The organism is Cupriavidus taiwanensis (genome assembly GCF_900250075.1).
GTDB lineage: Bacteria > Pseudomonadota > Gammaproteobacteria > Burkholderiales > Burkholderiaceae > Cupriavidus > Cupriavidus taiwanensis_C.
Genome location: NZ_LT977071.1, coordinates 1,512,445 through 1,536,838 on the forward strand (window position 1 = coordinate 1,512,445; position 24,394 = coordinate 1,536,838).

The 24,394-nt window shown below is 68.0% G+C and carries 21 protein-coding genes; 11 read left to right on the forward strand and 10 right to left on the reverse strand.

Going from position 1 to position 24,394, the window contains the following annotated elements; all coding sequences use genetic code 11:
* The first annotated feature begins 23 nt into the window (after positions 1 to 23).
* The 3 genes from CBM2588_RS23180 to CBM2588_RS23190 are packed head-to-tail and all read left to right on the forward strand — an operon-like array spanning position 24 to position 2,520.
* Positions 24 to 1,226 (forward strand): beta-ketoacyl-[acyl-carrier-protein] synthase family protein, encoded by a 1,203-nt coding sequence (locus CBM2588_RS23180; RefSeq protein ID WP_115682674.1) that lies wholly within the window; start codon positions 24 to 26, stop codon positions 1,224 to 1,226.
* 9 nt (positions 1,227 to 1,235) lie between these two features.
* Positions 1,236 to 2,048, forward strand: a complete 813-nt coding sequence (locus tag CBM2588_RS23185; protein WP_115682675.1) for a beta-ketoacyl synthase chain length factor — start codon at positions 1,236 to 1,238, stop codon at positions 2,046 to 2,048.
* Positions 2,041 to 2,520 carry a hydroxymyristoyl-ACP dehydratase gene (locus CBM2588_RS23190; protein WP_115682676.1) on the forward strand — a complete coding sequence of 160 codons (480 nt, stop codon included), beginning with the start codon at positions 2,041 to 2,043 and terminating at the stop codon, positions 2,518 to 2,520. Before CBM2588_RS23185 ends, CBM2588_RS23190 begins: the two co-directional genes overlap by 8 nt.
* Before the next feature lie 24 nt (positions 2,521 to 2,544).
* Here the strand turns inward: CBM2588_RS23190 and fahA are convergent, their stop codons facing one another.
* The 3 genes from fahA to CBM2588_RS23205 all read right to left on the reverse strand — a co-directional run bounded on the left by fahA (position 2,545) and on the right by CBM2588_RS23205 (position 6,041).
* Positions 2,545 to 3,807 (reverse strand): fumarylacetoacetase, encoded by a 1,263-nt coding sequence (fahA, locus tag CBM2588_RS23195; RefSeq protein ID WP_115682677.1) that lies wholly within the window; start codon positions 3,805 to 3,807, stop codon positions 2,545 to 2,547.
* A gap of 119 nt (positions 3,808 to 3,926) precedes the next feature.
* Positions 3,927 to 5,246: a homogentisate 1,2-dioxygenase gene (gene hmgA / locus CBM2588_RS23200; RefSeq protein WP_115682678.1), complete on the reverse strand. Its 1,320-nt coding sequence runs from the start codon at positions 5,244 to 5,246 to the stop codon at positions 3,927 to 3,929.
* Between the two features lie 411 nt (positions 5,247 to 5,657).
* Positions 5,658 to 6,041 carry a helix-turn-helix domain-containing protein gene (locus CBM2588_RS23205; RefSeq protein WP_018008605.1) on the reverse strand — a complete coding sequence of 128 codons (384 nt, stop codon included), beginning with the start codon at positions 6,039 to 6,041 and terminating at the stop codon, positions 5,658 to 5,660.
* Between the two features lie 338 nt (positions 6,042 to 6,379).
* On the opposite strand from CBM2588_RS23205, the gene CBM2588_RS23210 reads away from it, so the two are divergent.
* The 3 genes from CBM2588_RS23210 to CBM2588_RS23220 all read left to right on the forward strand — a co-directional run bounded on the left by CBM2588_RS23210 (position 6,380) and on the right by CBM2588_RS23220 (position 8,525).
* Complete coding sequence (locus tag CBM2588_RS23210; RefSeq protein ID WP_231942247.1) at positions 6,380 to 6,994, forward strand: TetR/AcrR family transcriptional regulator; 615 nt, start codon at positions 6,380 to 6,382, stop codon at positions 6,992 to 6,994.
* Between the two features lie 167 nt (positions 6,995 to 7,161).
* Complete coding sequence (locus tag CBM2588_RS23215; protein ID WP_115683703.1) at positions 7,162 to 8,178, forward strand: alpha/beta fold hydrolase; 1,017 nt, start codon at positions 7,162 to 7,164, stop codon at positions 8,176 to 8,178.
* 14 nt (positions 8,179 to 8,192) lie between these two features.
* Positions 8,193 to 8,525: a DUF2917 domain-containing protein gene (locus tag CBM2588_RS23220; RefSeq protein WP_115682680.1), complete on the forward strand. Its 333-nt coding sequence runs from the start codon at positions 8,193 to 8,195 to the stop codon at positions 8,523 to 8,525.
* Positions 8,526 to 8,685: 160 nt separating this feature from the next.
* Here CBM2588_RS23220 and aliA read toward each other — a convergent pair whose 3' ends face one another.
* The 4 genes from aliA to badH are packed head-to-tail and all read right to left on the reverse strand — an operon-like array spanning position 8,686 to position 13,156.
* Positions 8,686 to 10,341: a cyclohexanecarboxylate-CoA ligase gene (gene aliA / locus CBM2588_RS23225; RefSeq protein WP_115682681.1), complete on the reverse strand. Its 1,656-nt coding sequence runs from the start codon at positions 10,339 to 10,341 to the stop codon at positions 8,686 to 8,688.
* Positions 10,342 to 10,392: 51 nt separating this feature from the next.
* The gene (gene aliB / locus CBM2588_RS23230; protein ID WP_115682682.1) at positions 10,393 to 11,544 is read right to left on the reverse strand and encodes a cyclohexanecarboxyl-CoA dehydrogenase; all 1,152 of its coding nucleotides are present in this window, start codon (positions 11,542 to 11,544) and stop codon (positions 10,393 to 10,395) included.
* A 26-nt stretch (positions 11,545 to 11,570) separates the two neighbouring features.
* The gene (badI, locus tag CBM2588_RS23235) at positions 11,571 to 12,353 is read right to left on the reverse strand and encodes a 2-ketocyclohexanecarboxyl-CoA hydrolase (protein ID WP_115682683.1); all 783 of its coding nucleotides are present in this window, start codon (positions 12,351 to 12,353) and stop codon (positions 11,571 to 11,573) included.
* A gap of 35 nt (positions 12,354 to 12,388) precedes the next feature.
* Complete coding sequence (badH, locus tag CBM2588_RS23240; protein ID WP_115682684.1) at positions 12,389 to 13,156, reverse strand: 2-hydroxycyclohexanecarboxyl-CoA dehydrogenase; 768 nt, start codon at positions 13,154 to 13,156, stop codon at positions 12,389 to 12,391.
* A gap of 138 nt (positions 13,157 to 13,294) precedes the next feature.
* On the opposite strand from badH, the gene CBM2588_RS23245 reads away from it, so the two are divergent.
* From CBM2588_RS23245 to CBM2588_RS23265, 5 genes are all read left to right on the forward strand, one after another.
* Complete coding sequence (locus CBM2588_RS23245; RefSeq protein ID WP_115682685.1) at positions 13,295 to 13,816, forward strand: MarR family winged helix-turn-helix transcriptional regulator; 522 nt, start codon at positions 13,295 to 13,297, stop codon at positions 13,814 to 13,816.
* Positions 13,817 to 14,052: 236 nt separating this feature from the next.
* Positions 14,053 to 14,346, forward strand: coding sequence for a GYD domain-containing protein (locus CBM2588_RS23250; RefSeq protein ID WP_115682686.1), 294 nt, complete (start codon positions 14,053 to 14,055; stop codon positions 14,344 to 14,346).
* A gap of 175 nt (positions 14,347 to 14,521) precedes the next feature.
* Positions 14,522 to 14,746 (forward strand): DUF2188 domain-containing protein, encoded by a 225-nt coding sequence (locus CBM2588_RS23255; protein WP_115682687.1) that lies wholly within the window; start codon positions 14,522 to 14,524, stop codon positions 14,744 to 14,746.
* An 83-nt stretch (positions 14,747 to 14,829) separates the two neighbouring features.
* A complete protein-coding gene (locus CBM2588_RS23260) occupies positions 14,830 to 15,876 on the forward strand; it encodes an AI-2E family transporter (RefSeq protein ID WP_115682688.1) in 1,047 nt (348 codons plus the stop codon).
* A 138-nt stretch (positions 15,877 to 16,014) separates the two neighbouring features.
* Positions 16,015 to 18,114: a TonB-dependent siderophore receptor gene (locus tag CBM2588_RS23265; RefSeq protein WP_115682689.1), complete on the forward strand. Its 2,100-nt coding sequence runs from the start codon at positions 16,015 to 16,017 to the stop codon at positions 18,112 to 18,114.
* Positions 18,115 to 18,173: 59 nt separating this feature from the next.
* Here CBM2588_RS23265 and fdhF read toward each other — a convergent pair whose 3' ends face one another.
* The 3 genes from fdhF to oxlT form a co-directional block, all read right to left on the reverse strand.
* Positions 18,174 to 20,996 carry a formate dehydrogenase subunit alpha gene (fdhF, locus tag CBM2588_RS23270; RefSeq protein WP_115682690.1) on the reverse strand — a complete coding sequence of 941 codons (2,823 nt, stop codon included), beginning with the start codon at positions 20,994 to 20,996 and terminating at the stop codon, positions 18,174 to 18,176.
* 26 nt (positions 20,997 to 21,022) lie between these two features.
* Positions 21,023 to 22,732 (reverse strand): NADH-ubiquinone oxidoreductase-F iron-sulfur binding region domain-containing protein, encoded by a 1,710-nt coding sequence (locus tag CBM2588_RS23275; protein WP_115682691.1) that lies wholly within the window; start codon positions 22,730 to 22,732, stop codon positions 21,023 to 21,025.
* A gap of 187 nt (positions 22,733 to 22,919) precedes the next feature.
* Complete coding sequence (gene oxlT / locus CBM2588_RS23280) at positions 22,920 to 24,239, reverse strand: oxalate/formate MFS antiporter (protein ID WP_115682692.1); 1,320 nt, start codon at positions 24,237 to 24,239, stop codon at positions 22,920 to 22,922.
* Positions 24,240 to 24,394 lie beyond the last annotated feature (155 nt).

The following is a 24,394-nucleotide window of genomic DNA, read 5'->3' on the forward strand; positions in this document are numbered from 1 at the left end:
CTCCCATTCGCCACACCGAAGCTGTGTCCCCGCTCCTGTTCTCGCATTTCACGGCCACCAGCTGCCTCGGCGCCGGCCTCGATGCCACCCTGGCGGCGCTGCGCGCGCAGCGCGGCGGCCTGGCGCCGTGCCGCTTCGGCGACGTTGCCCTCGATACCTATGTCGGCGAAGTGGCCGGCCTGGACGCCGTCACGCTGCCGGCCGCGCTGGCCGAGTTCGACTGCCGCAACAACCGGCTGGCGCAGCTGGCGCTGGAGCAGGACGACTTTGCCGCACGCGTGCGCGAGGCGGCGGCGCGCTACGGCGCCCACCGCATCGGTGTCTTTCTCGGCACCAGCACTGCGGGCGTGCTGCAGACGGAACTGGGCTACCGCCGGCGCGATCCGGCCAGCGGCGCGCTGCCGCCGGACTTCCACTACGGCGGCACGCACAACCCTTATTCGCTGCCGGCGTTCCTGCGGCAGCAGCTGGGCCTGACCGGGCCGGCGGCGGCGGTGTCGTCGGCGTGCTCGTCCGGAGCCAAGGTGTTCAGCTCGGCGCGGCGCATGCTCGAGGCCGGGCTGATCGATGCGGCGGTGGTGGGCGGCGTCGACTCGCTGTGCCACACCACGCTGTACGGCTTCAACGCGCTGGAATTGTTGTCGCGCCAGCCGTGCCGGCCCTACGACGTGGCCCGCAATGGCATTTCGATCGGCGAAGGCGCGGTGTTCGGCCTGCTCGAACGCGTGACCGGCACGGTGGCGGACGATGCCATCCTGCTCGCAGGCATCGGCGAATCGAGCGATGCGCACCATATGTCGACCCCGCACCCGCAGGGGCTCGGGGCACGCATGGCGATGGCGCAGGCGCTGGCCGGCGCAGGCCTCGCGCCGGAGCAAGTCGGCTACGTCAACCTGCACGGCACCGCCACGCGCAGCAACGACGCCGCCGAAGCGCTGGCCATGGCCGCGGTGCTGCCCGGCACGCCGTGCAGCTCGACCAAGGGTGCCACCGGCCATGCGCTCGGCGCGGCCGGCGCCCTCGAGGCCGTGATCTGCGCGCTGGCGCTGCGCCACGGCCTGGTGCCGGCCGGCATCAACACCACGCACCCCGACCCCGCGCTCGACGTGAACTACCAGCTCGCCAACCAGGACACGCCCTTGCGCTACGCGATGAGCAATGCGTTCGGTTTCGGTGGATCCAACTGCAGCCTGCTGTTCGCCCGTGCGGACGCAGTTGCCCACTGAGCCAGCGCCATGCCCCAGCCCGTCTATCTCGAAAGCATCGGCCTGCTCGGCCCCGGCCTGAGCGGCTGGCAGCAGGCCAGTGCCGTGCTCGCCGGGCGCGCGCCTTACGCGCACGCGGCGACCGAGCTGCCGCTGCCGTCCGGCCTGCCCCCGGCCGAGCGCCGCCGCACCGGACCCACCGTCCGGCTGGCGCTGGGCGTCGGCCAGCAGGCAGTGGCGGCCAGCGGCTGCGATGCCGCGCAACTGCCGACGATCTTTACTTCGTCCAGCAGTGATGGCCAGAACTTCCATGCCATCTGCGAAGCGCTGGCGCAGCCCGAGCCGCTGATGTCGCCCACGCGCTTCCACAACTCGGTGCACAACGCGACCGCCGGCTACTGGTCGATCGCAGCCGGCGCGATGCGCGCCTCCAACGTGCTGTGCGCGATGGACGGCAGCTTTGGCGCGGGGCTGCTGGAAGGCGTACTGCAGGCCGGCGCCGACGCCGAGCCCTGCCTGCTGATCGCCTATGACACCGGCTATCCGGAGCCGCTGCACAGCTGCCGGCCGATTCCCGATCCGTTTGGGGTGGCCCTGCTGCTCACGCCGCAACCGAGCCCGCGCTCGCTGGCGCGCATCGCGGTGGCGCTGACACAGGCACCGCCCACCGCGATGCCGGACGCCGCTTTGGAAGCGCTGCGCCAGTCAGCCCCGGCCGCGCGCGCGCTGCCGCTGCTGGCCGCCATCGCCCGCGGCGAGACCGGCACGGTGGTGCTGGATTATCTGGACACGCTGCGGATCGAAGCCGAGGTCACCAGCCTCGGCAGCCAGGCCGATGCCTGAAACAATCAGGGACCGCGCCTGGATCGCGGCGCGCATTCCGCACCAGGGCAGCATGTGCCTGCTCGACGGCGTGGTGGCGTGGGACGCGGCATCGATCCGCTGCTCGGCAAGCAGCCACACGCATGCGGAGAATCCGCTGCGCGCGCAGGACCGGCTGGCAGCGGTATGCGGGATCGAATATGCCGCGCAGGCCATGGCCGTGCATGGCGCCTTGCTGGCCGAGGCCGCACAAGGCGGCGGCGCGCCGCAGCGCCCGCGCACGGGCTACCTCGCCAGCGTGCGCAAGCTGGTGCTGCAGGTGGAACGGCTCGACGACATCGCGGCGCCGCTGGAGGTCACGGCGGAGCGCATCAGCGGCGAAGGCGCCACCGTGCTCTACGCCTTTGCAGTCAGCGCCGCGGGACGTACGCTGCTGTCGGGCCGCGCGGCGGTCATCCTGGATGCCGCCGCGCTTGGCGCTGACGCAGGCTGAAGCCTGCCGGCCAGCGCCCTCGCTTCAGCGCGCCGGCAGGATCTTGCCCGACACTGTACCGAAGCCGACGCGATAGCCGTCGCCCTGGCAGTAGCCGGTCATGATCACGTCGTCGCCGTCCTGCAGGAAGCTGCGCTGGCTGCCATCGGCCAGCGTCAGCGGCTCGGCGCCGTTGCGGGTCAGCTCGAGCAGGCTGCCGTAAGAGTCCGGCGTGGTGCCGCTGATCGTGCCCGAGCCCATCAGGTCGCCCACGCGCACATTGCAGCCCGACACCGTGTGGTGCGCCAGCTGCTGCGCCATGGTCCAGTACATCGCCTTGAAGTTGGTGCGGCAGATGGTGCTGGGGGCCGCTGCGCCTGCGGGCTGCAGCGCGACTTCCAGCGCGATGTCGTAGGCGTTCTTGCCTTGCTGCTGCAGGTAGGGCAGCGGCTCGGGCGATTGCGCGGGATTGTCGCGGCGGAACGGCTCGAGCGCTTCCATGGTGACCACCCACGGCGAGATCGAGGTACCGAAGCCCTTGCTGTTGAACGGCCCCAGCGGCACGTATTCCCATTGCTGGATATCGCGCGCGCTCCAGTCGTTGAGCAGCACCATGCCGAACATATGCGCCGGCGCGTCGGCGGTGCTGACCGGCTCGCCCAGGGCCGAGGGCTTGCCGACGATAAAGCCCATCTCCAGCTCGAAATCCAGCTTGCGGCAGGCGCTGAAGACCGGGCGCGCCTCGTTCGGCAGCTTGATCTGACCATTGGGGCGATGCAGCGGCGTGCCGCTCACCACCACCGAGCTGGCGCGGCCGTTGTAGCCGATCGGGATTTCCAGCCAGTTCGGCAGCAGCGCATTGTCCGGATCGCGGAACATGCGGCCGACGTTGGTGGCGTGCTCCTTCGACGAATAGAAATCCGTGTAGCCCGGGATCTCGACCGGCAGGTGCGGCGTCGCGGCCGACATCGGCACCAGTGCCCGGTCGCGCAAGGCCGCATTGTCGCGCAAGGCGGCATCGGCACCGGACAGCAGCGCCGTCAGGCGCCGGCGCGTTTCGCTCCAGACCGGCTGGCCCAGCGCGATGAAGCGATTGAGACTGGCCGCGGCAAAGGTGCCCCGGGCCGCTTCAGGCAGCAGGCCGGCCTGGTCCAGCGCGTCGAGGTCCACGACCTGGTCACCGATGGCAACGCCGACTCGGGGCGCCCGGCCTTGGGTGGAAAACACGCCGTAGGGCAGGTTTTGCAGCGAAAAATGGGTGTTGCCGTCGTTGGCGCTGTCGATCCAGCTGGTTTGGGGGGCGGTCATCGGGATACTCCGAAAATTTTGTTGGCACTTGTCACATGCGGTGACGCGTCACGCCTGGCGGGCGCCTGCCCTCTCCCGCAAGCGGGAGAGAGAAAACCGGGCGGGCCAGGCGGCCGGAATCAGCGGGTGTTCGGGTTGAAATGCTTCTTCAGGCCTTGCCAGCAGGTGTAGTACTCCTGCTGCAGCGACGCCGACTGCGCCGCGTACGGCGTCGGGCGGATCACGCCCGGCGTTTCGAACATGAACGCCATGGTGTTTTCGATGTGGTGCGGCGTCGAGGTGTCGGCAACGCTGGCCTTCTCGAACGTTTCCGCATCCGGGCCGTGGCCGCTCATGCAGTTGTGCAGGCTGGCGCCGCCGGGCGCGAAGCCTTCGGCCTTGGCGTCATAGACGCCGGAAATCAGGCCCATGAACTCGCTGGCGATATTGCGGTGGAACCAGGGCGGGCGGAACGAGTCCTGCATGGCCAGCCAGCGCGGCCCGAAGATGACGAAGTCGATGGTGTCGACGCCCGGCGTATCCGACGGCGATTGCAGCACCAGGAAGATCGACGGGTCCGGATGGTCGTAGCTGATCGAACCGATGGTGTTGAAGCGGCGCAGGTCGTACTTGTACGGCGCGTAGTTGCCATGCCAGGCCACCACGTCGAGCGGCGAGTGGCCGATGTCGGCGCGCCACAGGTTGCCCTGGAACTTGGCCACCAGCTCGAACGCGCCTTCGCGGTCTTCGTAGCTGGCCACCGGTGTCAGGAAGTCGCGCGGATTGGCCAGGCCATTCGAGCCGATCACGCCCAGGTCGGGCAGCCGGAACAGCGCACCGTAGTTCTCGCAGATATAGCCGCGCGCCTCGCCGTCGGGCAGCTCCACGCGGAAACGCACGCCGCGCGGGATCACCACGATCTCGTGCGGCTCGACTTCCAGGCGGCCCAGTTCGGTCACCATCAGCAGCCTGCCCTGCTGCGGCACGATCAGCATCTCGCCGTCGGCATTGTAGAAAAAGCGGTCCTGCATCGAGCGGTTGGCCAGGTACAGGTGGATGCCGCAGCCGGTCATCGCCTCCGGGCCGCCATTGCCCGCCATGGTGACGATGCCATCGACAAAGTCGGTCGGCACCGAGGGCATCGCCGGCGGGCTCCAGCGCATCTGGTTCGGCGACGGCGGCACCTGGTCGAAGCGGCTCAGGAAACGCGACTGTTCGATCAGCGTGAACGGCTTGTGCATTGCCGCCGGGCGGATGCGGTACAGCCACGAGCGGCGGTTGTGCGCGCGCGGCGCCGTGAACGCCGTGCCGGACAACTGCTCGGCATACAGGCCATAGGGCGCGCGCTGGGGCGAGTTCTGGCCGACCGGCAGCGCGCCGGGCAGTGCCTCGGTGGCGAATTCATTGGCGAAGCCGGACATATAGCCGTGCTCGGCAAGCTGGGTATGCGTGAGGTCCATGGTGTGGTCTTGCGTCTCCGGGGTGGGTCCATCAGCGCAGCGCTGGCCGCACGGCGCTTGAATTACGTATTGTGCAATGAATTTACCATATCGTAATCACCGAAGCCGGGCGTGTCAAACCGCGGAGGCGCGCGGGCAGCACGCGGCGCTCTTGCAGTTGTAGGCGGCGAATCGGGAAATGGGGAGGACGCCGCTGGGGGTGCCAGGAGCGGAATAAGACAGTAAGGCTTGAAAGCGCCGGCTCAGGCAGTCAGGCCTGCGGCGTCATGGCTGTCCGGTGCCAGAAACGGCTCTCGGGACAAAAGCGGCTCGGCGCGCGCCGGAGGGCACGCGCCGCTTGCGGAGGGTGGCCTGGAGGCCCGCCGCCGGACCGGCCCGCACAAGCATGCGAGCGGCCAGGCAGAAGGCGGATCAGACCGGTTTGTGGCCCTCGCCGGTGCCGGGGCCGAAACCGCCGCCGGAGGCCGGTGTCGCGGCCGGTGCCGGCGCGCTGCCAGCGGGCTGACCGGCCATCGAGGCAGCGGTCACGCCGCCGTTGCGGCTGGCAATGAAAGCGTTGACGTCAGCGGCAAGGTGCTGCGGCGCCAGCACCACTTCGAGGCCCAGCGCCTCGCAGGCCGCCAGGAAGGTCGACATGCGGGGGTCGGCCTGACCTGATTCTGCCCGGAGGTAAGCCTCCCGGGAAATGCCCGCCTTGCGGGCAACGTCCTCCTGCTTGAGCTTGCGCGCGCGGCGCAGCGCCCGCAGTTGCCGGAACGGTTCGCTAGCGCCTCTCGGCACGGCTGTACTGTTCATGTCGGTCTCCAGTCACCAGTGAAAAAAAGTGCGCGGACGTGCATTCGAGTATAGAGCACGCAAAGCGTTCCGTATGTAACCGCCGAAACACTTTGTGCAGATTTATTGCTGGCCCGTCATCTTGCGCCGGCATCTACCGGAACGAGCCCCTCCAAGCGTCGGACAGAGCACAACACCTTCCCGCCGCCTTGACAGTAACGAGCCCTCGGAATTTGCGTTGACGTCACATGCATAGCTGTATGACGTTATGGCCTCCCCAGCACAACAACGCAAGTCGGGGCAACTACCATGCATCCGGTTTCGTTGACAAACCGACCGGTCGTGCTATTCTTCGCTGCATGCAGAAAGGACATCTCACCCGCAAAGCCATCATCGAGCAGGCGCTGGACGCCGCCGCCAAGGTCGGCTTCGAGCAGTTGTCGCTGGCCACGCTGGCGGCCGACACCAATATGTCCAAGAGCGGCCTGTATGCGCACTTCAAGTCCAAGGAGATGCTGCAGCAGGCGGTGCTGGACCTGGCGGTGGAGCGTTTCGGCGACATCGTGATCCGGCCGGCGATGCGCCAGCCGCGCGGCATGCCGCGATTGCAGGCGCTGTTCGAAGGCTACCTGGAATGGCTTGGCGGCACGGTGACGCAGGGGCGGTGCCTGTTTACCGCGCTGGGGCAGGAGTATCGCGACCGCCCCGGCTCTATCCGCGACCTGGTGGTGCAGTCGCTGAAGGACTGGCACAGCACCATCGCGCGGGTGGTGGGGGACGCCATCGAGGAAGGCCAGTTCGGGCCGCACGTCGACCCGCGCCAGTTCGCCTTCGAGCTGTCCGGCATCGGCATGGCCTTCCAGCAATCGTTCAAGCTGCTGGGGCGCCAGGATGCGGAAACGATGGCCCGGCACGCCTTCGCGGCCCTGGTCGCGCGCGCCGCGGCGGACGCGACGCATCCCGCGAAGACATGACATCGGCGCCGGCGCTATCCCGCCGGCAGGCAGCAAACCGCTCCGGCGGGCTTTTTTTGCACGGAAAAAAAGCACGACTGGTCGGTCTTTAAAGAAGCGCGAGACGCCGCCGGCCAGCCCGGTTCCGATGACGCCGCGCAATCCAGAATCCATTGGAGGTGCAGCTCGTGACGCAAGCAGTCTCTTCTCCTTCCCCTGTTTCCCCTTCCCCCGCTGTTGCGGCGACGGCTTCGCGCGCCCCCGATGCGTCGGCCCCCGCCAGCCGCGACGGCGCCTTGCAGCGTGCCCTGATGGGCTTGCAGCGCTTGCGCTGGCAAGCCGGCAGCGTGCTGATGCCCGCGGCCACGGCACGCCGGCTCGAGCGCATCTGGTTCAGCCCACCGCGGGGCGTCGCTACCTCCGCGGCACGGCACGCGCTGGACCGCGCGCGCGCCGACTGGGCGCTGGTGACCGGCCACGGACCCAGCCGGCGCGTGCGGGTCTACCGCTGGGGCAGCGCCGGGCCGGTGGTGCTGCTCGCCCATGGGTGGGGCGGCCATGCGGGCCAGTGGCATGCGGTGATCGACGGCCTGCTGGCAGCGGGCATGCGGGTGGTCGCCTTCGATGCGCTGTCGCACGGCGCCTCCGATGCCGGCGCGCGCGGCGCCGCGCAGAGTTCGGTGCTGGAAATGTCGCGCTCGCTGCTGGCGGCAGCCTGGCATGCCGGGCCGGTCCATGCCGTGGTGGCGCATTCGCTCGGCGGCGCGGCCGCGGCGCTGGCGCTGCGCGAAGGCCTGCCGGCACGCACCGCGGTGCTGCTGGGCGCGCCCGCCGACATGCGCGCGGCATGCGCCGCGCTGGCGTGGCAGCTGGGCGTGGCGCCGGCGGTGCTGGGCCGCATGCAACGCCACAGCGAACGCTGGCTGGGCATGCCATGGGCGGCCTTCAACGTGCCGGACCTGGGTCGCGCGCGCCCGGTGCCGCCTACGCTGGTGATCCATGACCGCGACGACAAGGAGGTGCGCTGGGAAGACGGCGCGGCCATCGCCGGTGCCTGGCCTGGCGCGCGGCTGGAGACCACCACCGGCCTCGGCCATCGCCGCATCCTGCGCGATCCCGCGGTGATCCAGCGCATCGCCGAATTCATCCGGCCGCCATCCGGGCCGCGCCAGCTGCCGGTATCCGCCGGCCTGGCCGTGGCCTGAACCAGGAGACCATCATGTACCTGGCAAGCAACGATATGACCGCCACCCTGCCCGCCCGCAGCTCGCTGCGGCTGGTCGCCGGGCCCGGCGAACGGGTGGCGGTGCGCTGCACCGCCGGCGAACTGTGGCTGATCCGCGATGGCGATCCGAAAGACACGGCCCTGACCGCAAGCGAGTGCTTTACGCTGTCCGACGCCGGCCATGTCGAGCTGTATGCGATCACCGCCGCCTCCCTGCATGTCAGCCGCTGCAAGGCGGCGCCCGGCCCGGTTCGCGACCCATGGCGGCAGCGCCTATCGCGCTGGTTCGGCCCGCGCAGCCACGGCTATACCGGCGCCAGCCGCTGACACGAGCCCCCACCCTGTCTGCCATCCGCCGACAAGCCCTGCCAGCTTGCCGCCCCAGGGCGTTGGTGGATGGGTGTGCGTCATGGCGGTTAATTGCGCAATTGCCATGGCAAGCGTCGCTGACCTTGCCGCCCGCCCCCGGATACCTGCCGACGCAACCTCAGCCATCTTCGCCAAGCAGCATCTCGCGCAGCCGGAACTTCTGGATCTTGCCGGCGGGCGTGGCCGGCAGCGCGTCACGCACCACCAGCTTCTCCGGGATGTATTGCAGCGCCATCTTCTGCTGCCTGAGCCAGTCGACCATGCCGGCCATGTCGATCGACTGCCCCGGGCGTGGCACGACGAAGGCGCAGGCACGCTCGCCCAACCGCGCATCGGGATAGGCCACGATCGCCACCTGCGCCACCGCGGGATGCCGGTACAGCAGGGTCTCGACTTCCAGCACGGGGATGTTCTCGCCGCCGCGAATGATCACGTCCTTGCTGCGGCCGGCGATGCGCAGGTAGCCGTGCGCGTCCAGCCGCGCCAGGTCGCCGGTGTCGAACCAGCCGTCGGCATCGGTGCTGTTCAGGTGCGGCCGCTTCAGGTAGCCGCCGAAATTCGAACAGGCCCGCACCAGCAGGCGCCCGGTCTGCCCCGCGGGCAGGTCCGCGTCGGCGCCGTCCACCACCCTTAGCTCCACGCCGGGCAGCGGGCAGCCGTCGGTGGTCGAGGCACGCGTGTCGGGATCGTCCGGCAGGGTCGTGGTCACGGCGCCGTTCTCCGACATGCCCCATGCCGAGACGATCGTGGCGCCCAGCGCCGAGCGCGCGCGCTCCACCAAGGCCCCCGGGATCGGCGCCCCAGCGCACAGGAAGGTGCGCAGGCTCGGCACGGGCGTGCCGGACTCCGCCACCACGCGGGCCAGGTCGGTCAGGAACGGCGTCGAACCCATGGTGAAGGTCACACCTTGCTCGCGGATAAGCGCCGCCGCGCGCGCCGGGTCCCAGATATCCTGCAGCACCGCATGCGCGCCCAGCATCACCGGCATCATCAGGCCGTACATGAAGCCGGTCTGGTGCGCCATCGGCGAGGCCATCAGCACTACGTCGTCGCCGGTGAGATGGAGCCGGCCGGCATAGGCGACGATGTTGGAGAACAGCGTGTTCGCGGTATGCATCACGCCCTTGGGTTCGCCGGTGGTGCCGGAGGTGTAGATCAGCTGGGTGACGTCATCCGGACCGGGGCGGCTACCCAGCAGGATGGCGGCGGCATCGGCGTCGTCCTCCCAAAGCGGGCCGCTCAGCAGCGCCTCGAAGCTGTCGCTGTCGTCGTCGCCGCCGTCGCCGTCCACGGCGACGACATGACGCAGCGCGGGCAGCGCATCGCGCAAACCCCGCAGCATGTGCGCATGATCGAAGCCGCGGAACATCTTCGGCACCACCACCACCTTGCTTTGCGCGTGCGCCAGCATGAACGACAGCTCGCGCTCGCGGAAGATCGGCATGACCGGGTTGAGCACTGCGCCCAGCCGCGCGCAGGCCAGGTACAGCACGCTCAGGTGCCAGCCGTTGGGCAGCTGGCATGAGACCACGTCGCCGGTAACGATGCCGAGGCGGGAAAGCCCTAGCGCCACGCGATCGGCCATGCGCGCCAGCTCCCGCCAGGTGAAGCGCGTCACCTGTTGACGTTCGATGCTGAGGGCCGTCAACGCGGTTGCGTCGGGCCGTTCCCGCACGCATGCGGCAAGATAGTCGTTGATGGTACGGTCCTGCCAGTGCCCGGCGGCAATGCTGGCGGCACGGCGCGGCGCGATCAGTACGGCGTCGAAATCCATGGCGGTCTCCTCGTTGTTATGTGCTGCCAGTCGTTGCTGCCAGTCGTTGCGTCAGGCTGGCACCGCCTCGCGCCCGGCGCGGGTGCGCGCGATGATGGTCTTCATGATCTGCGCGGTGCCGTCGCCGATCTGGAAGCCGAGCACGTCGCGCAGGCGCTGCTCCATCACGCCGCGGTCATAGCCGCCGTGACCGAACGACAGCAGGCACTGGTGCACCACGTCGTACGCCAGCTTGGGTGCCCACCACTTGCACATCGCGGCTTCGGCGGTATGCGGCAGGCCGCGGTCCTTCAGCCACAGCGTCTGCAGGCACAGCAGCCGCGCGCCCTGCACCTGGGTCTCGAAGTCGGCCAGCGGGTGCGACACGCCCTGGAACGCCGACAGCGGCTTGCCGAAGGCCTGGCGCTCCGCCACATAGGTCCAGGTCTGGTCCAGCGCTGCCTGGGCCACCGCCAGCACCTGCAGCCCGATCAGCGCGCGCGAGAAGTCGAAGCCCTGCATCACCTGCACGAAGCCCTCCCCTTCCTTGCCCAGCAGGTGGCTGGCCGGCACGCGCACGTTCTCGAAGAAGATCGAGCCGCGCCCGATGGCGCGCTGGCCGTGGCAGTCGAAGCGGCTGCGCGTGATGCCCGGCAGCTCCATCGGCACCAGCAGTGCCGACACGCCGCGCGCTCCCGACTCCACCGAACCGCTGCGCGCGAACACCACTGCGGCATCGGCCTGGTCGGCGGCGGAGATCGAGGTCTTCTCGCCATTGAGCACATAGTGGTCGCCATCGCGCTCCATGCGCAGGCGCAGGCTGGCCGCGTCGGAGCCGCCGCGCGGCTCGGTCAGCGCGATCGCCAGCAGCGCCTCGCCGCGCGTCAGGCGCTGCAGCCAGGGGCCGGCGATCTCCGGCCGCGCGTGATGCGCCAGGATCTGCCCGTTCAGCGAGGCCAGCAGGTTGATATACGACAGGCTCAGGTCGGCGCGCGCCACCGCTTCGTGGATCACGCCGGCCGCGAGCGAGCCCAGGCCCTGCCCGCCATACTGTTCCGGCAGCTCGGGCGCGATAAAGCCCATCTCGCCCATCTCTCGCATCAGCGCGCGGTCGAGCACGCGGGTGCGGTCGCGCTCCAGGCAGCCGGGTGCGACGCGCGCGTCGGCAAAGCGGCGCGCGTGTTCCGCCAGCGCCATCAGGTCTTCGTCAAGGTAGGGATTCATGTTCGTCTCCGCGCGGTTGGGCCGGCTTACTTCGCGTACTTGCGGAAATCCGGCTTGCGCTTTTCCTGGAAGGCGCGCACGCCCTCGCGCGATTCCTCGGTGTCGTAATACAGCTTGAGCGCGTACATGCCCATGCCGGCAATGCCGCCCTGGTGCGCGGTGTCCATGTTGAACGAGCGCTTGGCGATGGCGATCGCGGTCGGGCTCTTTTCCAGGATCTCGTCGCACCACTTCTGCACTTCGGCGTCGAGCTGCTCGTGCGGCACCACGGCGTTGACCAGGCCCATCGCCAGCGCTTCGGCGGCGGGATAGCGGCGGCACAGGTACCAGATCTCGCGCGCCTTCTTTTCGCCCACCACGCGCGCCAGGAAGGCGGTGCCGTAGCCGGGGTCGACCGAGCCAACCTTCGGCCCGACCTGCCCGAACACGGCCTTGTCCGAGGCAATGGTGAAATCGCAGATCGTGCACAGCACGTTGCCGCCGCCGATGGCATAGCCCTGCACGCGCGCGATCACCGGCTTGGGCACGTCGCGGATGGCGTTGTGCAGTTCTTCCATCGGCAGGCCGATGGTGCCGCGGCCGTCGTACTGGCCCTCGTGCGCGGACTGGTCGCCGCCGGTGCAGAAGGCCTTGTCGCCGGCGCCGGCCAGCACGATGGCACCGATCTCGCGGTCATATCCGGCGCGGTTGATGGCGTGGATCAGCTCGTCGCAGGTGCGGCCGCGGAAGGCGTTCATCTTTTCCGGGCGGTTGATGACGATCCAGGCCGCGCCGTTGCGCACTTCATAGCGGATGTCTTCGTATTGCATGGTGGTCTCCGTGGTCTGGTTGGGATGGTTTGCGCTCAGCCGTTCATGGTCAGGCCGCCCGACACGCTCAGCACTTGTCCGGTGATGAAGGCCGCATCGTCGCCGGCAAAGAACAGCACCGCGCCGGGCAGGTCGTCGGGCTGCCCGATGCGGCCCAGCGGGATCGAGCGGGTGAAGGCTTCCACCAGCTTCTCGGGATTGCCCGCGCCCTGCTTGTAGTCCTCGAACAGCGCGGTCTCGGTCGGCCCCGGGCACACCACGTTCACGGTGATGCCGTGGCGCGCATGCTCGCGCGCGATGGTCTTCGAGAACGACACCAGCCCGCCCTTGCACGCGGCGTACACCGCCTCGCCGGACGAACCCACGCGCGCGGCATCGGAGGCGATATTGACGATGCGCCCGCGCTTGCGCGCCACCATGCCGGGCAGCACCGCGTGATGCATATGCAGCGCGCCGGTCAGGTTGATGGCGATCAGCCGCTCCCACTGCGCCGGCTCGGTCTTGACGAACGGACGGAACACGTCCCAGCCGGCGTTGTTGACCAGCACGTCGACCGGGCCCAGCTCCTGCTCCACCGCAACCACCGCCGCGTCGACGCTCGCGCGCTCGGTGATGTCGCAGCGCACCGCCAGCGCGCGGCCGCCGGCATCGCGGATCTGCGCCGCCACGCGTTCACCCGCGTCCGGGTTCAGGTCGAGCACCCCCACCGCCGCGCCCGCACGCGCAAAGCGCAAACAGGTTGCGCCGCCGATACCGCCACCACCGCCGGTCACGATGACCGTCTTGCCTTCGAGTCCTTGCACAGCCGTTCTCCTTTCAGGGTTCCGGTGCTATCGTGCCGGCGGTGTCGCCGCCACATGCGCCTTTATTTACGTAAATATGTTGACGTATACTAGGCGCGACCGAGACCGCGTGCAAGGCCGCTATCCTTTGGAAACACTATGGTTAACCCCGACCAGGGAGGCGAACTCCCGACTAACGCGCGCATGGAACTGGCCAATCGGCTGTTCTTTCGCCTGTACCAATGCGCAAACATGTTGCATAAAACCGGCTCACGAGCCGTTGAAGCGGAAGGTTTGACGACACAGCAGTGGGCCGTGCTGGGCGCGCTGTCGCGTCCCGAAGCCGCCGACGGCATGAGCGTCGGCGACCTGGCGCGATACCTGATGGTGAGCCGCCAGAACCTGTCCGGGCTGGTCAGCCGGATGGAACGGGACGGCCACGTCACGCTGGCGCCCGACGGGCGTGACCGCCGCTCGCGGCTGGTGCGGATGAGCGAGCCGGGCCGCGAGGTGTGGCTGCACCAGGCGCAGCCGAAGATCAGGCAGTACTACGAACAGGCGCTGGACGGGTTCTCCACCAACGACCTGACGCACACGCTGCATTACCTGCTGAAGCTGCTGGACAACATGCGCGCGCTGGACGCGCCGGAAGGCGGCGACGGCGGGCCGGCACCGGACTAAGGCGGATCGCTGTATCAGGACTGATACACAGCAGCCCATCCCGAGCCTCGGGCACCGCGGCATTTCCCGCGACGCGGCCCACCACGTCGGCTGGCGCGCAATATGCGTCGGTGTGGGGTTGCTCAGGCCCCCGGCGCTGCGCCGGGACTCCCTGAACCACTGCCCCGGCTTGCTGCGATCGGTCGCGTGCGCGCAGCCGGGACGGCGTTCGATCGATCCTTACCGGAGATCCCGCCATGACCCGCTATATCGTGCTAGCCAGCTTCACCGACCAGGGCATCCGCGCCGTCAAGGACACCACCAAGCGCGCCGCCGCGGTGCGCGAGATGGGCGCGCGCTTCGGGGTGCAGATGAAAGACATCTACTGGACCCTGGGCAAATACGACATCGTGCTGACCGTCGAAGCCCAGGACGACGCCAGCATGACCGCCTTCGGCCTGGCGGTGGGCGCGCTCGGCAACGTGCGCACGCAGACCCTGCGGGCCTTCAACATCGACGAGATGCAGGAGATTATCGACAAGATGAGTTGAACCGCCCTGGCACTCTGTCCATGTCATCAAGAACGCCCGCCATGGCGCCTGGCGGGCGTTCTTGCTGCTGGCTGGTGCGCGCTTTCCGGATATCCGACGGCCTTGTCAGACGGCGCCCGATACCTCGGCCACGGCACAGCGCTGACACTCATACTGCCAACTTCCGGAGAGCGCCATGCCAGGCAAGAATATCCATGTCGTGCCGACCCATAACGGCTGGGCCGTCGAAGCGGAAGGACGCGCCGGCAACCAGCAGCGATTCACGTCGATGGACCATGCGATCGCCACCGGCATGGAAAAAGCCAGGCGCGCAAAGGTCGAGTTGCTGATCCATGGAAAAGACCACCAGATCATGGAGCGCAACTCCTTCGGCAACGCTTCCGGTGACGCCGACGGGTAATGGAAGGGAAACCTCGTGCAGGGTACCATCGTGCAGGGCACCATCGGCAACGTGCCTGGACGACTCTAATCGCGGACAACCCGATGCGCAATTTGAGAGGTTTTTACATCCTTCTGATCGCCGTCACCATTGCGTTCATCTGGATACTGCTGCCCTTCTACAGCGCGATCCTGTGGGGCACCATACTTGCCATCCTGTTCCATCCCATGCACCGCAAGCTGACGGTGCGATTCGGCAACCGGGAAAATCTCGCGGCACTGACCACACTGCTGGTCTGCGTGCTGATGGCCATTGTCCCGGTATTCCTGATGATTGCCACGCTCGCACAGGAAGTGGCCTTTGCCTACCAGCAGATCAAGACCGGCAAATGGGATTTCGGGCAGTACTTCCAGACCGCCGTACAAGCCCTGCCGGCTTCCATCGAGAACTGGCTGAACGAAATCGGGTTGGCCGACGTCGCGGGCCTGCAGGCAAAACTGACCGAAGGGGCCGCCCGCATCAGCCAGTTCATGGCGGCCCAGGCTGTCGCCATTGGCCAGAATACGCTGCAGTTCGCGGTTGGCCTCGGCGTCATGCTGTACCTCGTGTTTTTCCTGCTGCGTGACGGTGCGGTGATTTCCCATCGCTTCCGCGAAGCGATGCCGCTGAGCGACGCGCACACCCGCCGGCTGGTCGGCCGGTTCACCACCGTGGTCCGCGCCACGGTCAAGGGCAACGTGGTGGTGGCGGCGGTGCAGGGCATTCTGGGCGGCCTGGCTTTCCTGCTGCTGGGAATCAACGGCGCGCTGCTGTGGGGCACGCTGATGGCGTTCCTGTCGCTGCTGCCGGCCGTTGGCGCCGCGCTGGTCTGGGGCCCCGCCGCGATTTATTTCCTGCTGGCCGGCCCGGTCTGGAAAGGCGTCGCGCTCATTGCCATCGGTACCCTCGTCATCGGCGCGGTGGACAACCTGCTGCGCCCCGTCCTCGTAGGAAAGGACACCAAGTTGCCGGACTGGCTCGTGCTGATCTCGACCCTCGGCGGCATGTCGGTGTTCGGCATCAACGGCTTTGTCATAGGTCCGCTGATTGCCGCGCTGTTTATGTCGTGCTGGGATATATCGGTGATCGAGGATCGCGACGACACCATGTGACCGGTTCACGCCGCCATTTCGACCATGTCGCCGTGTTCTGCGCGTTGACAAAGCAACAGCGCAGGCCCAGACAAAACCCCTAGAAACAAGAATTATTCTCATTTATTATTCGGCCTTTTGCTTTTATCCCGGGCCGTCATGCTTTTCCGCCGTCTTGCCATACCTGCCGCCGCCAGTTCGCTGCTGCTGCCTGCCGTTGTCTCCCACGCCGCCGAAGAACCGGCCACGCTGCCGTCCGTGACGGTCAGTGCCGCCGCGGACGGGCAGACCGACATCGGTTTCGCCACGCGCCGGGCGGCTGGCGTGACCAAATCCGGCGAAGCGGCGGCCGACGCCGCGCAATCGATCACCGTGATCACGCGCGACCTGCTCGACAGCCAGCAGGCGCAGAACCTCAGCGACGCGCTGCAGAATTCGGCCGGCGTGGTCACCAACGTCTATGGCCGGCGCGGCTGGGACGACTTCATCATCCGCGGCCAGCGCGCCTCGGAATCGATCTTTGCCGACGGGCTGCTGGTCGACAGCAACAACCGCGTGGCGCAGGAGCTGTTCGGCGTGGAGCGCGTGGAAGTGCTCAAGGGACCGGCCTCGATACTGTTTGGCGCGGTGCAGCCCGGCGGCCTGGTCAACATGGTCAGCAAGCGCCCGCGCGCGGAACTGTTGGGCGAACTGGGCCTGACCGTCGGCAACTATGGCTTCCGGCAGATGACGGTCGATGTGGGCACGCCGCTGGCCAAGGACAGCAAGGCGGCGTTCCGCCTGAACGGGCTGATGATGAACAGCGACGATCCGACCGACTTCGTCTGGTATCGCAACCGCTGGATCGCGCCGTCGCTGACGCTCGACCTGGGCGCGCGCACGGACTTCACCATCCTGGCCAGCCACAACCAGCGCAACTACGTGCGCCAGCAAGGCCTGCCCGTGAATGGCACGCTGGTGCCGAACCGCAATGGCGTGGTGCCGGCCAGCCGCTTTATCGGCGAACCGAACGCCCCTTCCTATGACGGCGAGCAGAACCGCATCGGCTACGCGCTGACGCACCGGTTCGACTCGGGCTGGACCCTGAACCAGAACCTGCGCTACCAGACCTCGTCGCTGACCGGTACGCTGGTATCGGCGGGCACCATGGCGCTCAACAGCCAGTCGATGAACCGCAGCGGCACGCAGCAGAACTTTTCGGGCAATTCGTTCGGCGTCGACACCAACGTGCAGCGGACTTTTGCGTTCACGGGCCATGCCCACAACGTGACCTTCGGCATCGACTACCGGCATACCAAGGAAGACCGCCTGCAGAAGACGTGCCGCGTGGCCGCGTTGAACGTCTACAGCCCGGTCTATGGCGCCAGCATCAACTGCCCGTCCGCCTATAGCGTGGATGCGACCGATACGCTGGATGCGCTGGGCCTTTACCTGCGCGACCAGGTCCGCATCGGGCAGCGCTGGACCGTCACCGGCGGCGTGCGCTACGAATCCGCGCGGACGGGCACAACCGACCGGCTCGCCTCGTCGCGTACCGACAATGACAACCACGCCGTCACCGGCAGCGCCGGCGTGATGTACGACCTGACGCACTGGGCGCGGCCGTACGCGAGCTTCGCCACGTCGTTCCTGCCCAACGCCGGTACCGATGTCAGCGGCGCCACCTTCAAGCCCGAGAAGGGTCGCCAGTACGAGGTCGGCGTCAAGTTCGACATGCCGGACAAGTCCGGCCTGCTGACGCTGGCGGCGTTCGACCTGACGCGCACCAATGTGCTCAGCAGCGATCCGGTCAACACGGGTTTCAGCATGGCCGTGGGCGAGCAGCGCTCGCGCGGGCTGGAAGTGGAACTGACGCAGGATCTCGGCAACGGCCTCAGCGTATCGGCGGCCTACGCCTATATCGCCAGCGAAGTCACCGAGGACACCACCGCCGCCAACGTCGGCAAGCCGCTGAACAGCGTGCCGCGGCACAGCTTCTCGGTCTGGAGCCAGTATCGCCTGCGTGGCGCGCTGGCCGGCTGGTACGTCGGTGCCGGCGTGCGGGGCGAGAGCGCCAAGCGCGGCTACAGCTTCAACTACACCGTGCCCGGCTACGCCGTCGCCGATCTTGCCGTCGGCTACGTGGCCTCGCACTGGCGCGCGGCATTCAACGTCAAGAACGTGTTCGACAAGATGTACTACGCGGGCGGCCTGAACAACAACGTGCTGCCGGTGGGCAATCCGCGCGTCGCCATGCTCAACGTGACCATGAACTATTGAGGCTGAGGTGGTGTTCCGCCGCGATGCGAAACACCACCGCTCCTCGTGACTAGGCCGGGCTAGGCCGAAGCGGGCTCCAGGATCTGCCCGCCGCCATAGCTCGACTGCACCGGCACCGCTCCACCCGCCGTCATCCTGATTGCGCAATACTTGAACTCGGGAATCTTGCCGAACGGGTCCAGCGCCGCGTTGGTCAGCTTGTTGATCGCCGCCTCGTAGTAGCAGAACGGCACGAACACGGCGCCGCGCGGCGTGCCGGCATCGGCGCGCGCATAGAGCGTGACTTCGCCGCGCCGCGATGACAGCGTGACCACGCCGCCCGGCGTGCCGCCGAGCGCATCCAGGTCGAGCGGATGCACCAGCGCCACCGGATCGGGCTCGATCGCGTCCAGCACGCCGGCGCGGCGCGTCATGCTGCCGGTATGCCAGTGCTCGAGCTGGCGCCCGGTGATCAGCACCATCGGATAGTCGGCGTCGGGCCGCTCGGCCGCCGGGATGATATCGGCCGGTACGAAGCGCCCCCGCCCCGTGGCGGTCGGGAAGCTGTCGACGAAGATCACCGGCTCGCCCGGATCGCCCTCTTCCTTGCACGGATACGTCACCGCGTGTTCGCGCTCCAGCCGCTCCCAGGTCACGCCGCCGATGCTCGGCATCGCCTGCCGCATCTCGTTGAACACGTCCTCGACGCTGTCGTAGCGCCAGTCCAGCCCGAGCTGCGCCGCCATCTGCTGGATGATCCACAGGTCCTGGCGCGCCTGCCCCGGCGGATTCAGCGCCTGCCGGCCGAGCTGCACGGTGCGGTCGGTGTTGGTGAAGGTGCCGGTCTTTTCGGGGAAGGCCGAGGCCGGCAGCACCACGTCAGCCAGGTACGCGGTCTCGGTCAGGAAGATGTCCTGCACCACCAGGTGGTCCAGCGATGCCAGCGCCTCGCGCGCATGCTCGGCGTCAGGGTCGGACATCGCCGGGTTCTCGCCCATGATGTACATGCCGCGCACTTCGCCGCGTTCGATCGCCTGCATCACCTCGACCACGGTCAGGCCTGGCTGGCGGTCCAGCGGCATGCCCCACAGCGCTTCGAAGCTGGCGATCGCCAGCGGGTCGTCGACGCGCCGGTAGTCCGGATACATCATCGGGATCAGCCCCGCGTCGGAAGCGCCCTGCACGTTGTTCTGGCCGCGCAGCGGATGCAGGCCGGTGCCGGGGCGGCCGATCTGGCCGGTCATCAGCGCCAGCGCGATCAGGCAGCGCGCGTTGTCGGTGCCATGCACGTGCTGCGACACACCCATGCCCCACAGGATCATCGAACTCTTCGCGGTGGCATAGACGCGCGCGACCTCGCGGATGGTTTCGGCGTCGATGCCGCAGATCGGCGCCATCAGCTCGGGGCTGTACGCGGCGACGTTGCGCTGCAGCTCGTCGAAGCCGATGGTGCGGCTGTCGATGAAGTCCTGGTCGACCAGCCCCTCGTTGACGATGACATGCATCATCGCGTTGAGCAGCGCCACGTCGGCATCGGGCTTGAACTGCAGGAAGCGCCAGGCGAAACGCGCCAGGTCCGAGCGGCGCGGATCGGCCACGATCAGCTTGGTGCCGTTCTTCACGGCGTTCTTGATCCAGCTGGCGGCGACCGGATGGTTCACGGTCGGGTTGGCGCCGATCACGATCACCACCTCGGCCTTGTCGACATCCATCACCGGATTGGACACCGCGCCCGAGCCGATCCCTTCCAGCAGCGCCGCCACCGACGAGGCGTGGCACAACCGCGTGCAGTGGTCGACGTTGTTGCTGCCGAAGCCGGTGCGCACCAGCTTCTGGAACAGGTAGGCCTCTTCATTGCTGCCCTTGGCCGAGCCAAACCCGGCCAGCGCGCGCTTGCCATGGGTATCGCGGATCTGCGCGAGCTTGCCGCCGGCCAGCGACAGCGCTTCTTCCCAGCTGGCTTCGCGGAACACGTCCATGACGTGGTCGGGATCCATGACGAAATCGCCCTGCTTCGGCACGCCTTCGCGGCGCACCAGCGGCACCGTCAGGCGCTGAGGATGCTGGACGTAGTCGAAGCCGTAGCGGCCCTTCACGCACAGGCGCTGGTGGTTGGCCGGGCCATCGCGCCCTTCCACGAACAGGATGCGGTTGTCCTTGACGTTGTAGGTCAGCTGGCAGCCGACGCCACAGTACGGGCACACCGATTCCACCTGCTTGTCGGGCACCGCCAGCGCGGCATCGCGCGCGGGCATCAGCGCGCCGGTCGGGCAGGCCTGCACGCATTCGCCGCAGGCGACGCAGGTGGACGCGCCCATCGGGTCGTCCATGTCGAACACGATGCGGGCATCGTCGCCGCGCAGCGCCAGGCCGATCACGTCGTTGACCTGTTCGTCGCGGCACGCGCGCAGGCAGCGGGTGCACTGGATGCAGGCATCCAGGTTGACCGCGATGGCCGGATGCGACAGGTCCGCCGCCACGCGTTCGCGCGGGGCGAAGCGCGGCTTGCCGACTTCCAGCCGGGCGGCCCATTGGTCAAGCTCGTTGTGGCGCGTGTATTCCGCTTCCGGCATGTCCGACTGCAGCAGTTCCAGCACGGTGCGCTGGGCGCGGCGGGCGCGCTCCGATTCGGTCTGCACCTGCATGCCTGCGGCGGGGTAGCGGCAGCAGGACGGGGCCAGCACGCGCTCGCCCTGGATCTCGACCATGCAGGCGCGGCAGTTGCCGGCGGGCTCGAGGCCGTCCTTGTAGCACAGGTGCGGCACGTCGAAGCCTTCGCGCTGCGCCACCTTCAGCAGGCTTTCGCCGGGCTGGGCGCTCACCTCGCGGCCGTTGAGGGTGAAGGTGACGGCTGCTTCGGCGGATTCGACAAGCGCGCGTTCGGCGCGGGTCAGTGCATTCATGTCTGTCTCTCAGGCTCGGGCCGGCATCAGGCCAGTTCGTGCGGGAAGTACTTGATCACGCAGTCGACGGGGTTCGGCGCGGCCTGCCCCAGGCCGCAGATCGAGGCATCGCGCATCACCGCGGACAGGTCATCCAGCGCCGCCAGGTCCCACTTCGGCTGGCGGATCAGGTCGAGCGTCTTGGCCGTGCCGGTGCGGCAGGGCGTGCATTGTCCGCACGACTCGTGCTTGAAGAAGTGCATCAGGTTGCGCGCCGCCTGCGTGGCGCTGTCGTGGTCGGACAGGATCACGATCGCGGCCGAGCCGATAAAGCAGCCGTAGGGCTGCAGCGTATCGAAGTCGAGCGGGATATTGCCCAGCGCCGCGGGCAGGATGCCGCCCGACGCACCACCCGGCAGGTAGCCGTAGAACGCATGGCCGTCGAGCATGCCGCCGCAGTATTCGTCGATCAGCTCGCGCACCGTGATCCCGGCCGGCGCCAGGTGCACGCCGGGGCGTTTGACCCGGCCAGAGACCGAGAACGAACGCAGGCCCTTGCGCCCGTTGCGCCCTTGCGAGGCAAACCACTCGGCGCCCTTGTCGAGGATGTCGCGCACCCAGTACAGGGTTTCGAAGTTGTGCTCCAGCGTCGGCCGCCCGAACAGCCCCACCTGCGCCACATAAGGCGGACGCAGCCGCGGCATGCCGCGCTTGCCTTCGATAGATTCGATCATGGCCGACTCTTCGCCGCAGATATACGCGCCCGCGCCGCGACGCAGCTCGATGCGCGGCAGGCCAGGGACCGGCGGGTCCTGCTGCAACTGCTGCAAGGCTTCGGCCAGCAGCGCGCGGCAGCCCGCATATTCGTCGCGCAGGTAGATATAGATCGCCGCCACGTCGACCACGTGCGCCGCGATCAGCATGCCCTCGAGAAAGCGATGCGGATCGCGTTCCAGGTAGACCCGGTCCTTGAAGGTGCCGGGCTCGCCCTCGTCGATATTGACCGCCATCAGCCGAGGCGCGGCCTCCCCGCGCACGATGCGCCATTTGCGGCCGGTCGGGAAGCCCGCGCCGCCCAGGCCGCGCAGGCCGGAATCCGCCATGGTGGCCAGCACCGCGTCCGGGTCGAGCGCGCCGCCGGCCAGGGCCTTCAGCAAGGCATAGCCGCCGTCGCGCCGGTAGGTGTCGTAGTCGATATGGGGTTCGGGCGCATGGCGCACGGCCTTGGCCTGCACGGCGTTACCGATGGCCTCGGCCGTCGCGGCATCGACCGGGTTCTGCCCGACCAGCGCGGCCGGCGCCTTCTCGCAGCGGCCGATGCAGGGCGCGGCGACCACCCGCACGTCGGTGCCGAGCAGCGCCGGCAGCTTGTCGATCAGGGCCTGGGCACCGGCCAGCTCGCAGGCAATGCCTTCGCATACCCGCACGGTCAGCGCGGGCGGCGGGGCGATCTGGCCGTCGGCATCCTCGCGCACCACGTCGAAGTGGTGGTAGAAGGTGGCGACCTCGTAGACCTCGGTCATCGACAGCCGCAGCTCGCTGGCCAGCGCCACCAGGTGCGGCATGGCCAGCTGGCCGTAGCGGTCGTTGATGCAGTGCAGGTGTTCGATCAGCAGGTCGCGCCGGCGGGGCATGTCGCCCAGCGCCACGCGCACTTCGGCCAGCGCGGCCGCGTCGACCTGCCGGCCCTTGGGCTGGCGGCGCTTGCGCTGCCGGCTGAGGCCGGTGGCCTCGAGGGGTATGACAACCTGGTTCATGGCGTGCCTGGAGGATGTTGTTGGTGGGGATGCGGTGCGCGATCAGGAAGGCGTCCGGCGGGCCGCCCTCCTGTCGTGCCTTGTTGTTGTCGTATTGTGCTCTACCGGGCGCGGCGGCTGTGCAGGCATCGCAGCCGCACGCGCCCGGATACTGCCGGCGCCGGTGGGCGCCGTACTGCTTTCTTCATCAGGTCAGGTCTTCGGGCACGGTACGGTAACCCATCGGCGCCGCGGTGTTGGCATGCACGTACTTGCGGGCATGGGCCTCGCGCATCGGCTTGAGCACGAACAGCGCCATCGCCGCAGTCAGTGCCGCCATGCCCGCGGCCACCATGAATACCGCGTGCCAGCTGCCGGTGGCGGCGGTGATCACGCTCGAGAACGGCACCAGTAGTGCCGCCGTGCCCTTGGCGGTGTACAGCAGGCCGGCGTTGGTGGCGGCAAACTTGGGCCCGAAGGTATCGCCGCAGGTGGCCGGGAACAGGCTGTAGATCTCGCCCCAGGCAAAGAACACCACGCCGGTCAGGATCACGAAGGCAACCGGATGGTGGCCGTACTTCGACAGCAGCAGGATGCCGACGGCCTCGACCGCGAAGGCGAAGAACATGGTGCGCTCGCGGCCGATATGGTCGGAGATCCAGCCGAAGAACGGACGCGTCAGGCCATTGAGCACGCGGTCGATGGTCAGCGCGAAGGTCAGCGCCGGCAGCGTCAGGCCGAGGATGGAGATCGGCGCCTCATGCAGGCCAAAGTCCTTGGCGATCGGGCCCAGCTGCGCGGTGGCCATCAGGCCGCCGGCGGCCATCATCACGAACATCGCGTACATGACCCAGAAGATCGGCGACTTCAGCACCTCGCGCGGCGACGCATTGTAGGTGGCAGCCGTCTTAAGCGTGGTCTTGACCTCGCTCAGGATCTTGGCCGACGGCGGGTACAGGGCCATGCCGAGGATAAACACCACCAGCCCCTGGCCCAGGCCGAACCACAGGAATGCCGCCTCATAGCCGGAGCTCTTGATCATGTTGGCGATCGGCACCACGGTGAGCGCCGAGCCGGCGCCGAAGCCCGCCGCGGTGATGCCCGCCGCCAGGCCGCGGCGATTCGGGAACCACTTCAGCGCATTGCCCACGCAGGTGCCATACACCGCGCCCGCGCCCAGGCCGCCGATGGCCGCCGCAACATAAAGCATGGGCAGCGAGGATGCCACCGAGTTCAGCGCCCAGGCCACTGCGCACAGCAGGCCGCCGCCCACCACCACCGGGCGCGGGCCGTACTTGTCGACCAGGTAGCCCTCGATCGGCACCAGCCAGGTTTCGGTCACAACGAAGATGGTGAATGCGACCTGGATCGCGGTGCGGCCCCAGCCGTATTTGTCGTCGATCGGGTTGACGAACAGGGTCCAGCCGTACTGCATGTTGGCGATCATCGCCATGCAGATCACGCCGAATACCAGTTGCACCCACGGCGACGCAAAGCGCGACGTGGACTCCCTCTGCTGCAATTCCATGATGTCTCCTTATAGCGGCGAACCGCCAAGGTGGAAGATGGGCGCCTTCAGACGCCTCTGCGTGACTCTCGGTCGAGGAACAGCTTAGCCGCTCCAGTGCTATACGGTATGTGATATATCAGGTAAGTCAAGCGTATTCTTCGCGGCTGTGCAGC

Bases quoted from the DNA above. Each gene is read 5' to 3' on its own strand.
- CBM2588_RS23210 (WP_231942247.1), top strand. From the start codon at position 6,380: ATGCAGAAAGGACATCTCACCCGCAAAGCCATCATCGAGCAGGCGCTG.
- fahA (WP_115682677.1), bottom strand. From the start codon at position 3,807: ATGACCGCCCCCCAAACCAGCTGGATCGACAGCGCCAACGACGGCAAC.
- CBM2588_RS23255 (WP_115682687.1), top strand. From the start codon at position 14,522: ATGCCAGGCAAGAATATCCATGTCGTGCCGACCCATAACGGCTGGGCC.
- aliB (WP_115682682.1), bottom strand. From the start codon at position 11,544: ATGAATCCCTACCTTGACGAAGACCTGATGGCGCTGGCGGAACACGCG.
- CBM2588_RS23275 (WP_115682691.1), bottom strand. From the start codon at position 22,732: ATGAACCAGGTTGTCATACCCCTCGAGGCCACCGGCCTCAGCCGGCAG.
- CBM2588_RS23265 (WP_115682689.1), top strand. From the start codon at position 16,015: ATGCTTTTCCGCCGTCTTGCCATACCTGCCGCCGCCAGTTCGCTGCTG.
- CBM2588_RS23245 (WP_115682685.1), top strand. From the start codon at position 13,295: ATGGTTAACCCCGACCAGGGAGGCGAACTCCCGACTAACGCGCGCATG.
- CBM2588_RS23220 (WP_115682680.1), top strand. From the start codon at position 8,193: ATGTACCTGGCAAGCAACGATATGACCGCCACCCTGCCCGCCCGCAGC.
- aliA (WP_115682681.1), bottom strand. From the start codon at position 10,341: ATGGATTTCGACGCCGTACTGATCGCGCCGCGCCGTGCCGCCAGCATT.
- CBM2588_RS23205 (WP_018008605.1), bottom strand. From the start codon at position 6,041: ATGAACAGTACAGCCGTGCCGAGAGGCGCTAGCGAACCGTTCCGGCAA.
- CBM2588_RS23185 (WP_115682675.1), top strand. From the start codon at position 1,236: ATGCCCCAGCCCGTCTATCTCGAAAGCATCGGCCTGCTCGGCCCCGGC.
- CBM2588_RS23260 (WP_115682688.1), top strand. From the start codon at position 14,830: ATGCGCAATTTGAGAGGTTTTTACATCCTTCTGATCGCCGTCACCATT.
- hmgA (WP_115682678.1), bottom strand. From the start codon at position 5,246: ATGGACCTCACGCATACCCAGCTTGCCGAGCACGGCTATATGTCCGGC.
- CBM2588_RS23250 (WP_115682686.1), top strand. From the start codon at position 14,053: ATGACCCGCTATATCGTGCTAGCCAGCTTCACCGACCAGGGCATCCGC.
- CBM2588_RS23190 (WP_115682676.1), top strand. From the start codon at position 2,041: ATGCCTGAAACAATCAGGGACCGCGCCTGGATCGCGGCGCGCATTCCG.
- fdhF (WP_115682690.1), bottom strand. From the start codon at position 20,996: ATGAATGCACTGACCCGCGCCGAACGCGCGCTTGTCGAATCCGCCGAA.
- oxlT (WP_115682692.1), bottom strand. From the start codon at position 24,239: ATGGAATTGCAGCAGAGGGAGTCCACGTCGCGCTTTGCGTCGCCGTGG.
- badI (WP_115682683.1), bottom strand. From the start codon at position 12,353: ATGCAATACGAAGACATCCGCTATGAAGTGCGCAACGGCGCGGCCTGG.